Below are 13,339 nucleotides of genomic sequence, written 5' to 3'. Positions count from 1 at the left end.
TAGCTTTGGTGGACACCCTCCCTCCTCTACTCACTTTGAATTAAAAACGCGATGAAAATCTGGATCGCAGCGCTCGCAGCAGTACTAATTCAACCACTAGTGCTAATCGCACGGTTGGCACCTGAGTACTTAGCGTCACCACAGCCACTTGACGGTACCTGGTTTATGTTGAACGCCGTATTGATTGTTGCGACCCCAGTGGTTCTGATTTTAGGCATGCCAACATTTCTGATACTTCGTAAGATGAGCAAAGACAGTTGGCTTTCTATGGCGAGCGCTGGATTCATTCTAGGTGCATTACCAATTGCTGTTTTCTGGCCTAGCGAATTAAAAGGCTACTCTGCTGCCCAAAACTGGCACGGCAAACATGTCAGCACCTATATAGATGGCATTCCGACTAGCTATGCTTGGCTCACCTATGGCGAGGAAGTCTTTTTCATGGCTATACATGGCCTCATCGGCGCACTTGTTTTTTATACTGTCGTGCGCCGGATTGAACTGGCAAGCGGTTCAATCAAACATAACCATCAAATCAATAAATCCAAATGATAGGCACCCAACATGTATGAATCGCGGACATGAAACTTACCGTTCAATTTTAGCTATGTCTAATTAATTCAATCACGGCCCCGATTTAGAAAATGTTGTAAATACATTTGTCAGAATAACGAGTCTCATTGGCACTATAATGCGATTCAATCCATATTCACAGAGCAATCAAGATGATAGACGCACTAATCGCAGGACGCTTATACGGCATCGCTGAACAAAGAACCGGGCATGCGGGCTCTAACTATGTGACGTGCAAAGTCAAGGCAATGACGGATGATGGCGATAGCATTATGTGTAATGTGATCGCGTTTAATGAAACGATACGTCAAACTTTGTTGCGACTGGAAGATGGAGCGAGCGTGAGTTTGTCGGGGGCTTTAACGCCGAAGGTCTGGACCGATAAACAAGGCAATGCGCGCCCTGCTCTCGATCTGGTAGCACATAGTTTGCTGGCCACTGGGCAAGCAACGCCGAACGAGCAGGACTAGATAAGATCGATATCCATACAGCTAAGTCTCTATCAAAAAATACAGACAAAAAAAATGACAGCTCGAATTCTCTCTAGCTGTCATTTTTTTTCTGCATTTTGCTCAGTGATACTCAGATTGAGTTAATTGTCCAATCTAGGTATTGGTATCGATAAATACGCTGAGTTTGCTATTGGTCAACGAAAAAATATCTTACTCATTACCGACTAAACGACCGTCCACTAATTTGACACGATCGCCTTCGCGCCAATCTGGTTTGTGCTCAGGTTTAAACGTGCGCATTTCACCGTTGTCCATTCTGACTTTGACCTCGTACACGATATGTGTGTTGCGACTTTTTTCGATTTCATTGCCCGCATAACCACCGCCGACGGCACCCGCCACGGTCGCCAACTTTTTACCATTGCCACCACCAACCTGATGTCCGAGTACACCGCCCAAAACTGCACCTGCAACTGCGCCAACGCCACTACCTTTTTCGGCTTTTTGTTCTATGCTGCGCACGGACTCGACCACACCGCATTGATTACAGATAGGCTTTGCGGATTTCTCGGCAACTGTGCTGTCGTCTTTTGCTTTGTCTGCGTGATGACTCGATGCGGTTTTAGCAGCTACTGCACTAGAAGCACTGTGTTTGGCAGATGCAGATTGTTCTGATTCCGCTCCGCTTGCATTCGCGTCTTTATTGTCTGGCGCGAGTGCGGTCAGATTAGTGCTTCCTGAATCTGGCTTCACTTCGCCTTTAGAGCCAGGCAATAAACCTGTCATGGCAGCAACGCCAACTAGGCTCAAGACGGTGACTGATACTGCTGCGATGGCGATTAAAGGATGTAATGATTTTTTTACTTGACTATCGCTCATTTTGATTTCTCCATTGAAAAGGGTATGGATAATAACGGATTATTGCGTGCGATGGTTGACCTAAGGTGTTTCTGATCAATGTTAATAAGCAATCTGCCATCTTCGTACGACGCAGATTATTTGAGCAATAGAGTTTAGCTATCAGCGGTTGCCATTTAGCAACGGCAAAGCTTGCGATTCAGCTCACCTGGGGCTATAAGTAAGCTAGTCAAATCAAGCACTTCCTCAGATTCCCGCGCAGACTGAATCGAGTAAGGTAAAAGCCTTTCCTGCCAGAGTGGACAATTATCGTAACAAATGTAGTTAACGCACAAACACCTTTTCACTTGCCGTATCGGACACTTCTTAATTTACATGTTCAGGAAATTCAAGACCTGACATTTTCGGAGTCCTTATGAACCTCATTAGCACCTTTGTTCTCAGCTTGTTCGGCAACCTCACTATCCGCAAGAAACTACTAGCAAGCATGACAGCCTGCTTGCTCTTATTTCTGATTATTTCGACGGCCTTAAGCTTCAACATGATAGGTAACACTGTCAAAGAACGCGCGGTTGAATTGGAGCTGCCGGCGATTGTCGGTGAAGTGCGTAATGATATTTTGCGGCAAATTGGTGCACCACTCGCCAGCTCGCAAGCGATTGCGAGTAATACTTTCTTGCACGCATGGGAAGCGTCTGGATCTGACGATGAAGGACTAGAAGCATGGAAAAAATATGCGCAGACAATACAAAACAAGACTCAGGCTGCCAGTGTATTTTGGGTGTCTGGTGACAGCGGCAAATACTTCACGCAAAAAGGCTTGGAGCGCACACTAAATAAAAATGATTCGTCTGATCAATGGTTTTACAGCTTGATGGCTAGTAACAAACCCTACACGCTAGATATCGACAAAGACAAAGGTGGCGACACCTATATGCTTTTCATTAATGCCCGCTACGATGCCGGCAGTGGGAAAGCGGGCTATGCAGGAATAGGTTTATCAGTCAGCAAATTAGCCGAAACTATCAAGAACTATAAGATCGGCAATTCTGGCTCGGTGTACCTTGCGCGGGCTAATGGTACTTTGCTGATTCACAGAAATGCCGCGTTGGTCGAGTCGCGTACCGAAATTAGTAAGCTACCTGGCTTTTCGGATCAGCTTGCGAAGAGCCTGTTAAATGGCAAACCCTTTTTCCACACCACCTATTCTTCCCCAGTCGGCAAGCAGATTGTGGTGTCTTCTTTTGTGCCGGAACTCGATCTTTATGTGATCGCCGAAGTGCCAGAAAGTGAAGTGATAGGCAAAGTGATGACATCGGTCGGCTGGTCGGCACTGGTCGCGGGCATCGTTGGTGGAGGTGTGGGCTTGCTGGTCATTTTTTGGGTGAGCTCAGCCATCGCCGCACCAGTCGGACGCGCCGCTAGTATGTTGGGCGAAATCGCTGATGGGAATGGTGATTTAAGTCGCCGTATGTCAGTCGAAAGTGAAGATGAAGTCGGTATGCTGGCAGATGCATTTAATCGCTTTGTGGCTTCGCTGAATCGTACAATCAGCGAAGTGCGTGCCAGCACTGAAACCATCGCAGCAGCGTCGAGTGAAATTGCTACTGGCAATATGGATTTATCCAATCGCACAGAAAATCAGGCTTCGAATCTGGAGCAAACTGCCGCTGCGATGGAAGAGCTCACCGCCACCGTCAAGCAAAATACCAGCAATGCGAATGAAGCGAATCAATTAGTCGCCAGCGCATCCAATTATGCAGTGAAAGGTGGTGAAGTGGTCGGACAAGTCGTCACCACCATGGGTTCGATTTCGGAGAGCTCACGCAAAATTGTTGACATCATCGGCGTGATCGATGGCATCGCGTTTCAGACCAATATTCTGGCGCTGAATGCGGCGGTTGAAGCAGCACGCGCTGGTGAACAAGGGCGCGGCTTTGCGGTGGTCGCATCGGAAGTCCGTAGCCTAGCGCAACGCTCTGCCAGTGCGGCAAAAGAAATTAAGAGTTTGATTGATGATTCGGTCAGCACGGTAGAAGCTGGCAGTAAATTGGTGAATAGCGCGGGTGCCACCATGACGCAAATCGTCAACTCTGTGCAGCAGGTCGCTGAATTAATGAGCCAAATCGCAGTCGCCAGTCATGAACAGGACGAAGGCATTACCAACGTCAATCAAGCGATTACCGAGATGGATGATGCAACTCAACAAAATGCGGCACTGGTCGAACAAGCAGCGGCGGCAGCTGGCTCACTACAAGAGCAAGCAGCCAAACTGGCCGAAGTAGTGAGTGCTTTCAAATTGGATGATAGTTTACATAGGCAAGGGAATACGCCTGACTACAATATTCGTCCCGCAAGTATGTCGGCTCGGCGCCTGCGCTAGAGCAGCTTTAAGACAACTTTAAAGCAACTTTGCAAAAGCTCAGCCCTCATTGATCGCAAACTCTTAGCATAAGGATTGACTATGAAACATCCATCTTTTCCAGCAAGTATGTTCGCCATTTTTATGATGACTTGCGGTGTTACTGCCCCTGTTCATGCCGCCGACTGGAGCGATACTTCACTCAGTTTTCGCACTGGTCAGCAGTTTCGTGAACCATTCAATCCACAAGCGATCAGCAAGAATATTTTTGGATTAACCCATGCTAGCGGCTATCAATACGGCAGCAATTTTTTCAATGTCGATTTTCTGCATTCTGATAGTAAAGATCCTGCATCACTCACTCAAAGCAGCGGCGCACAAGAAGCTTATGTCGTGTATCGACACACCTTGGACTTGGGAAAAATCTCCGGAAAAAATATGCAATTTGGCGCCGTGCGTGGCGTCGGTATTACGGCTGGTTTTGATTGGAATACCAAGAACGACGTTGGCTACAATTCGCGCAAACGCATGTTGGTACTGGGGCCGACCTTGATGTGGGATGTGCCGGGCTTTCTAAATACCAGCCTGGTTTTACTACAAGAAAGTAATGCGCCTAGTGGTGCCTTTCCACCAATCTCGAATGTCAAATCACGCTATCACTATAAAACCCATCCTATGCTGACGATGAGCTGGGGCATACCGTTTAGTGAGCACATTTCTTTCGAAGGCTATGCTAATTTCATTGCGAGCAAAGGCGTAAACGAAGTTGGTCAGCAAACTGGTGCAGAAACGAATATTGACATGCAATTGATGTGGGATGTCAGCCATCTTATTGGCAGCAAAGTCAAAACCTTTAAGCTAGGATTCGAGTATCAATGTTGGCGCAATAAATTTGGTAATACTGCTGCGATCACCCATGGCAATGGCTACCACGCCAAATCACCGATGGTGCGCGCCGAATACCATTTTTAACGCGAAACCGTGGCATAGATCTTACAGACATGTTTAAAGTAATGTTTCTGAAAAAACCTATATTGAGATCTGTGCACGAGTGTCACGAGCGTCTCAAGTTTGGCGCGAGCAGCGCACCTGTGCCAGGACACAGCGACGCATCGACAAATTCGCAGTGTCAAAATTGTGACGCGCAGTAGCTCGTGCGCAAGTCTCATATTGAAATTTATGCAAATCTCTCCTAAGATGCGTTTCTCACTGTTTTATTTACAAGGATTTTTATGTCCCTTAAGAATTGGTCTGTGCTCGGTGCCTCGATGGTGCTGGCGATGAGTACAACACAAGCGACAAATGCGCAAACGGCTAATGCGCAAACCGCAGATGCCCCAGCAGTCACGATGGCTCCTGCAGCACCTATGATGGGAGGCAAAGCCGTGCCGCCAGTCGCCGCCAAAGCAGCTTGGTCAGAAGTGCGTCATGGTGAAACTGTCACGGACGATTATCGCTGGTTACAGAAAAAAGAAGACCCTAAGGTCATCGATTATTTGAATGCAGAAAATGCCTACACCGAGGCAATGACTTCTGGAGTTCAAGCCTTAGCGGATAAATTATTTGCCGAAACCAAAGGTCGCATGAAAGAAACGGATCTGTCAGTTCCTGTGCGTCGCGGCAAATATTATTACTATTCACGCACAGAAGCGGGCAAGCAATACGGTATCAATTGCCGTCGTTTGGCTGATGCGCAAATGAATTACGACGACAAAGCTGCAGAAGAAATTCTGCTAGACCAAAACGAATTGGCGAAAGGCCAAAAATTCTTCATGGTCGCAGGTTCACTGATCAGCCCAGATGATCGTTATATGGCGTATCTGACTGACACCACCGGCTACCGTCAATTCAAATTACAAATCAAAGATTTGAAAACAGGTGAGCTGCTCAAAGATACTGCTGAACGCGTTACTAGCATGGCGTGGGCAGCGGATAATAAAACCATGTTCTATGTACAGGAAGATCCAACGACGAAACGTTCTGATCGCCTGTTTCGCGTAGAACTCGGTGGCAAGCCAATTGAAATTTATCACGAGAAAGTCGAGCAATTTGGTATTGGCGTCGGCACGACCCACGACAAAAAATTCATAGAATTATCTGCGTATGCAACTGATACTAGCGAAACTTGGTTGTTAGATGCAGACAAGCCACAAGGCGACTTCAAATCCATCTTAGGACGGACAAAGGGACACCGCTATAACGTAGAACATCGCGACGGCACACTGTTCATCCGCACCAACAAAAACGCGAAAAACTTCCGCATCGTAACAACACCGGTCGGCAAATTAGCCGAGAAAAATTGGAAAGAAATCGTTAAACATGACGACAAAGTCTTGATAGGCAATTACGAAGTCTTCCGTGATTTCTTAGCCGTGACAGAAAAAACACAGGCCTTGAATCGCACGCGCATCTATAACTTCAAAACGAAGAAATGGACTAGTGTGCAATTCAATGACGAGGTCTATCTGGCTAACAGCGCAGGTACACCAGAATTCACCGCGCAAAAACTGCGTATGTCTTACCAATCCCCAACCACGCCTTCCATGGTGATGGACATTGATATGGCCACGGGTGAACGTACGATTCTGAAACAAACTGAAGTCGTTGGCGGTTTTGACGCCAGCAAATATCAGGCTCGCCGCTTATGGGCAACTGCGAAAGATGGTGTCAAAGTACCTTTGTGGGCAGTGTATAAAAAAGGCGTGAAATTGGATGGCAGCGCGCCAACTTTGCTGTACTCCTATGGCAGTTATGGTATCTCCACCGAAGCGACTTTCTCTTTAAGCCGTCTGAGTTTGCTCGACCGTGGTGTGATTTATGTGCAAGCCCATATCCGCGGCGGCACTGATCTGGGAGAACGCTGGCATGAAGATGGCATGTTGATGAAGAAGAAAAACACTTTCACTGATTTCATCGCTGCTGCCGAATATCTGATCCAGGAAAAATGGACTAGCAAAGACAAATTGATTATTCAAGGTGGCAGCGCCGGCGGCTTATTAATGGGTGCAGTCGTCAATATGCGCCCGGATTTATTCAAAGCGGTACATGCTGCCGTGCCATTTGTGGATGTGATGAACACCATGATGGACGCGAGCCTACCGTTGACTACTGGCGAATATTTGGAATGGGGCAATCCTAACGAAAAAGCTGCCTACGACTATATGCGTAGCTACTCCCCTTACGATAACGTCGAGAAAAAAGCTTACCCGGCGATGTTGGTAACGACGGGCTTAAACGATAGCCAAGTGATGTACTGGGAGCCAGCGAAGTATGTCGCAAAATTGCGTGCACACAAAACCGATAACAACCCACTCTTACTGAAAACCAATATGGCGGCAGGTCACGGTGGCGCGTCTGGTCGCTATGATGCGATTAAAGAAGGCTCCTTTAATTTTGCCTGGATGTTGTCGCAATGGGGTATCACTGAATAAGTTGCAGGGTCTACGCCCTGCTCCATTAAAGGAATCAGCCTTAGTCTGATACTTGCACTACACACACTCTTCACATGCCAGCCTAGGCTTAGACCTAGACTGGCATTTTTTTTGCATAGCACTTCCACAAGCGATTTGAAGTGACAAAACAACTATTCACAAATAAATATGTAAGAAAATAGACTTTTTAACATAGTTACTTTAACCTTCATTGCTCAATAAGTTTTACGAATAAAAATAGATTTTATCAACCAAATGGGCACAGCATATGGACTTCACGACACGTATTAAAAATTCGATCACCACTTGGGCAACGAATCACTTGCCCTTCATCTTTGGGCTTTTGCGCACCTTCAAGCCTAATCTGGTACTCAAAGAATTTGCGCTCATCACTCGCTACAGCGACGTACAAGAAGCTTTATCACGACCCGATGCGCTCGGCGTCACCTATGCCGAAAAAATGGGCAAAATTACCGCGGGGAGTAATTTTTTCCTCGGCATGAATGACACCCCGACCTATACCCGCGACGTCTCCAATATGCGATTGGTCGCACGCCGTGAAGATGTGCAGCAAGTCATCGCCCCTATGGTAGAAAAATTCGCGCAGCAGTTGACGGCGCAGGCCAAAGGCAAGGGAAAAATTGAAGTCGTGAGCGAGTTGAGCAGCATAGTGCCATGCCAATTCAGCGCAGAGTATCTGGGTGTTGCTGGCCTTACGCAGCAAGAACTCTTCGATTGGACTAGTAGTATGTTTGCGTATTTGTTCTATCCGAGCAATCCGCCCGAAGTCGATCAGGCGGCTTTAAGCAATAGCGTCAAAACCTGTGCTTATCTCGACCAATTAATCCAACAGCGCAAGGTCGAAGCGACTCAAGGCAAGGAAAAAGACGACATCATCGGTCGTTGCTTAAAATTACAAGCGAGTGGCACACCCGGCATGAGTGATTTGGAAATTCGCAACAACTTAATCGGCATCATCATCGGCCTGATGCCGACGACTTCTAAATGCGCAGTGCTGGTCATAGATTATTTGCTTGATCATCCAGACTTACTCGCCAATGCACAACGCGCGGCACTGGCTGACGATAACGAAACCTTGCGCAAAACCATGCTAGAAGCGATGCGATTTAATAGTTTTGGCGCTGGTGTATTCCGCGTCGCAAATGAAGACTATGTGATCGCCAGCGGTAGCTTCCGCTCTAAGAAAATCCCAAAAGGTAGCAAAATCTTGGTGTCATTACAGTCTGCAATGTTGGATGGGCGCGAACTCGATGATCCAAAATCTTTCCGCCTCGATCGTCCTGATTATCAATACATGCACTTTGGCTACGGCATGCATACCTGCTTCGGTCAATACATCAATATGGTGCAGATACCGATGATCGTCAAAGCTTTGCTACGTCTTAAAAATCTGCGCCGTGCACCTGGTGACGCGGGCAAAGTCCAGTATCAGCAAGCTTTCCCGGTCAGTCTGCACCTAGAGTTTGACCCAAGCTAACAAAGCTCAACATCCCAAACGAGGGGCGCTCAGTTTACGCCCCGCTCTGTCCTATACAAAACTGAGTAAAGCTGTTGCGATTGATCACATCAGCGGGGAAGCCGTAAAGGCATACGACTTGTTGACAAGTAAATGCCACAACTTCCCCCACTCTTTACATGGAAAAGAATCGTGCTATGAATCCCAAACATCAACTACTGCAAGAAGTCTTCAAGGCAGAATTAGAAGAAATCAATCAACGCACCATATTAGGTAAGGATGGTCAGCTCATCCATAGGCGGGACACCGAGCTGATTGATTTCGATGCGATCTTGGTCGCTCCAGAAAAACGATCTGAAGTCTTACATCAAGTATTAGAAGATATCCGTCAAAGTCAGGCTGCATGGAATGCCGATACCAGCGTCGCACATAAAGGCTTAGTGGGATTGGCATTTTCTGGTGGAGGCATCCGTTCTGCTACCGTCAATCTCGGCGTATTGCAAGGCTTACGCAAATTAGGCTTGCTGAAAGCCGTGGATTATTTATCCACGGTGTCTGGTGGCGGCTATATCGGCTCTTGCTACAGTGCAGTGAATGCGGCTACTTCTGCTGTTTCTACAGCAGGTTCATCAAATGCACACGCATCAGATGCACCCGATGCACCAGATCCATCAGCAGCACAGACGGCAAACAATGCCACAAGCAATCCTGTTGAAACTAAGCAAGCGCTCGCACACGATGCTCTATTTCAACATCAACCCGGCGTCCCTGAGAATCCCATATTCCGTCACTTACGCAATAACGCCAACTATATGGCACCGAATGGTTTGATCGATGTTTTGCGTGTGCCAGCAGTATTTTTACGCGGGATGGTGATTAATTTTCTGATCGTGTTTCCTTTCATTTTGTTGTTCGCGGCGCTCAGTGCTTTACTCATCACCGCACCGATCTCGATCAACAATAGCTTGGTCAAGCTCTATGCACAACTTGGACTGGCACTCAGTCCTGACTTCATTTTCACCAAGAGCCTGATCATTCTCACCCTCTTACTTTTTATTGTTTCACCTATCGCCAACTTACAGTGGAACCGTACTGAAAAGGAAAATCCACATTTGGCATCCGGTGAGAATACAGGCTGGCAAATGCGGAATGTAGCAACGCGCTTATTGGGCTGGTGTGTCGCTGCCATTGCTGCTAGTTTTGTGATCGAATTGCAGCCCTTGGCAATTGCGCTTTACGGCAAACTGCAACAAAACCGTTGGAATTTTCAGCAAATGGCATTAGCTGGCAGTGCTGGTGGTTTTGCACTCAGCGGCTTGGCTTCCAAGCTATTACCGAAGCTCGCGAATACGTTTTCTCGTCTCGGGGTTTATTTGGTCGGCCTGATAGGATTTTTGGTGTTCTGGTTGTTTTATCTGCATCTGAGTAATGATTTATTGTCAGGTGCAAACGCCACTGCAGACCTTACTACCAGCACAGATTTTCAATGGCGTAGTCCCTTAGGCTTCACCCTGATCGCTGCCGCATTATTATTGTTTGCCTGGCTCACCGGAGACAGCAACTTCACCAGCATCAGTCGCTTCTATCGTGATCGCTTGAGCAAGGCCTATATCTTTGGCTTTAATGCAGAGCAGAAAATCGAACAGACAGACACGTTGAAACTCTCTGCTTTAGACTCTCACTTTACGCCCTATCACTTACTCAATAGCACACTGAATTTGAGTCGTACCAGCCAAGCGTATAGCGACGACCGTCGTGGTGATTTTTTCTTTTTTAGTAAACGCTATGTCGGCAGCGTCAGTACCGGTTACTGCAAAACGACAGAGATAGAAAAACGCAATCCTGAATTCAATCTCGCGACCGCAATGGCAATTTCCGCAGCCGCTGCTGCACCGAATCTGGGAAAGAATACAGTCAAGCCTCTCGTGTTTATTTTAGGCATGCTCAATATACGCTACGACTACTGGCTACAAAATCCGGCTTGGATTAATCAGGCGAAAAGCATAAGTCAACGTCCGGGACCAGCGTATTTTTTACGTGAGCTTGGCAGCAACTTAAGCGCCGATACATCGTATGTCAATTTGTCCGATGGCGGTCACATAGAAAACCTAGGCATTTATGAATTGATACGACGCGAATGTCGACTAATCATCGCTGGCGATAGTGAAGAAGATTTAACACTGACCTTCTCTGGTTTAGCAGATCTGATTCGCCTCGTGCAGATCGACTTCGGCGTGATCATCGTGATGGATGGTTTAGATGAAATTCGTGATGGAAAACAGCACTATGCCATAGGTAATATTTACTATCGTAATGAAAAACTTGGTAAGTTAATTTATCTAAAAACCTCATTAACTGGCGATTTTAGTCTGCGTGATAGCTTGGGTGAAACAGCTTACAGCAGTTCGCATTTGCGCCACGACGATTTTAAGTTTGATAACAATCCTTATCTGGCGCACTACAAAACGCAGGATCCCACTTTTCCACATCAATCGTCGGCGAATCAGTTCTACGACGAAACGCAGTTCGAATGTTATCGCGCCTTGGGCTTCCAGATGGTCAGCACTTCGCTGGGGCGACGTTAACACTGAATCACTACATTCAGCTTATTTATAAATCTATTTTCAAATCTATTTTTTGATCCAATTTTTCACCTTATTCAGGAGCCTGTAATGAAACTAAAAACCAAACACCAAACCCTCAGCATCATCGCCCTCAGTGTCGCCAGTTTGTATCCAAATATCAGCTCAGCGAATGGCTACCATTTCTTACATCAAAGCGCGACTGGCATGAGCACTGCCTATGCGACCAATGGCACAGGTAGTCGCGACATCAGCGCGATGTTTTCTAATCCGGCCTCATTAATTCGCTTCGATGGCACGCGCGCTTCGGCTGGCTTCGTGTTGGATTTACCTAAATCACGCTTATACAATGCGACTGCTACCGCACCTTACACCGACGGCAAAGTGGCCGTCAGCGGCACGCCTGCAGAACCTAAGCAACCTATCGACACCGCTTACGGAGCGGCAACTTATCTAAGTCATCAGGTCGATTCTGATCTCGTGTTAGGTGTCGCTTTTGGTGCGCCTTATGCCTATGTGTCCGAATATCCAGAAACAGCCGTATCGCGTTATACCGCGACCAGAACTGCTTTGACAGCACTCAATCTTAGCCCCAGTGCGGCGTATCGCATTAACCCAGAACTCGCTATCGGTGCCAGCCTGAACTTCCAGTATTACACTGCGGGTTTAGATACCATGGTTGCCACCTCGACTTCACCCACAGTCGCGACCGATGTCAAAAGTAGCATCAAGGCTAAGGATTTATCTTTAGGATTTTCACTGGGCATGGAATATCAAGCCTCGCCAGAAACTCGTATTGGCGCATCGTTCCGTTCACCGATACATCACAGTTTCCGTGGCAATGCTGAATTGACTGGCACACCTGCCAATTACGCCGCTTTGGTAGCAAGCGCCAAGAAATTAGGTGTCACCATCACCAATCCAAAATCCAGCGCGGACTTTGATATCAACACACCGTATATGCTGCAAATCGGTCTTGCGCACAAAGTCAACGAACAAGTCGAACTGTATGCCAATGCGAATCGATTTGGCTGGAGTGCATTTAAAAACACTCACATCAAATACAACAATGGTTTGGCTGAAACCGTGGTCGATAACAACTGGCGCGATAGTTGGTCCACATCGGTAGGGCTCGGTTATCAATACAGTCCAGCATTACAAATCCGCGCCGGTATGATGTATGACTGGACTCCGACACCAGCACCAACAGTCAGCCCGCGTGCGCCAAACAATGACCGCTGGAATATTGGTACCGGCTTTAGCTACGATATCGATAAAGACTGGAAAGTGGATGTCGCTTATCAGTACATACAATTTACCAAAGTGACGATAGCACTCGAAGGCGGTAATAATATCCCACGCGGAAATTTGCATGCGAATTTGGATTTACATGCGAATGTATTGATGGCACAGATTAATCGCCGGTTTTGAGTCAACTTTAAATTAAGTTTTCAATACAACTCAACGACAGTTGAAAAAGATGCCGGTCAATCCGCAATCCCGCTCAGTTAAGTGGCGAAACTCATAGTTTGTCGTTCCCGCGTAGGCGGGAACCCAGTGACGTAACAGTTTAAAGACACTAGATTCCCGCCTGCGCGGGAATGACA

9 protein-coding genes are annotated in these 13,339 nt (G+C 47.0%); 8 read left to right on the top strand and 1 reads right to left on the bottom strand.

Annotated features, from left to right (window positions below):
• Positions 1–51 precede the first annotated feature (51 nt).
• On the top strand, positions 52–549 hold the full coding sequence (locus tag H8K55_RS13820; RefSeq protein ID WP_186942646.1) for a hypothetical protein: 498 nt from the start codon (positions 52–54) through the stop codon (positions 547–549).
• A 173-nt stretch (positions 550–722) separates the two neighbouring features.
• Complete coding sequence (locus tag H8K55_RS13815; RefSeq protein WP_186942645.1) at positions 723–1,040, top strand: single-stranded DNA-binding protein; 318 nt, start codon at positions 723–725, stop codon at positions 1,038–1,040.
• A 192-nt stretch (positions 1,041–1,232) separates the two neighbouring features.
• Here H8K55_RS13815 and H8K55_RS13810 read toward each other — a convergent pair whose 3' ends face one another.
• Positions 1,233–1,901, bottom strand: coding sequence for an outer membrane lipoprotein (locus H8K55_RS13810; RefSeq protein ID WP_186942644.1), 669 nt, complete (start codon positions 1,899–1,901; stop codon positions 1,233–1,235).
• Between the two features lie 394 nt (positions 1,902–2,295).
• On the opposite strand from H8K55_RS13810, the gene H8K55_RS13805 reads away from it, so the two are divergent.
• The 6 genes from H8K55_RS13805 (at position 2,296) to H8K55_RS13780 (ending at position 13,163) form a co-directional block, all read left to right on the top strand.
• On the top strand, positions 2,296–4,263 hold the full coding sequence (locus H8K55_RS13805) for a methyl-accepting chemotaxis protein (RefSeq protein WP_230408621.1): 1,968 nt from the start codon (positions 2,296–2,298) through the stop codon (positions 4,261–4,263).
• A 108-nt stretch (positions 4,264–4,371) separates the two neighbouring features.
• On the top strand, positions 4,372–5,214 hold the full coding sequence (locus tag H8K55_RS13800) for an outer envelope protein (RefSeq protein ID WP_186942721.1): 843 nt from the start codon (positions 4,372–4,374) through the stop codon (positions 5,212–5,214).
• Between the two features lie 260 nt (positions 5,215–5,474).
• Positions 5,475–7,673: a S9 family peptidase gene (locus H8K55_RS13795; RefSeq protein WP_230408620.1), complete on the top strand. Its 2,199-nt coding sequence runs from the start codon at positions 5,475–5,477 to the stop codon at positions 7,671–7,673.
• A 268-nt stretch (positions 7,674–7,941) separates the two neighbouring features.
• Entirely contained in the window at positions 7,942–9,171 is a 1,230-nt protein-coding gene (locus H8K55_RS13790) for a cytochrome P450 (protein ID WP_186942643.1), read from the top strand.
• Positions 9,172–9,347: 176 nt separating this feature from the next.
• Positions 9,348–11,735 carry a patatin-like phospholipase family protein gene (locus tag H8K55_RS13785; RefSeq protein WP_186942642.1) on the top strand — a complete coding sequence of 796 codons (2,388 nt, stop codon included), beginning with the start codon at positions 9,348–9,350 and terminating at the stop codon, positions 11,733–11,735.
• Positions 11,736–11,822: 87 nt separating this feature from the next.
• Positions 11,823–13,163, top strand: coding sequence for an OmpP1/FadL family transporter (locus tag H8K55_RS13780; RefSeq protein WP_186942641.1), 1,341 nt, complete (start codon positions 11,823–11,825; stop codon positions 13,161–13,163).
• Positions 13,164–13,339: the final 176 nt, after the last annotated feature.

Origin of the sequence: Affinundibacterium flavidum (genome assembly GCF_014284175.1) — a bacterium.
Taxonomy (GTDB): Bacteria; Pseudomonadota; Gammaproteobacteria; order Burkholderiales; family Burkholderiaceae_D; genus Undibacterium; species Undibacterium flavidum.
Note: the sequence above shows the minus strand (reverse complement) of the source record. Positions and strands in the feature narration are given on the sequence as shown.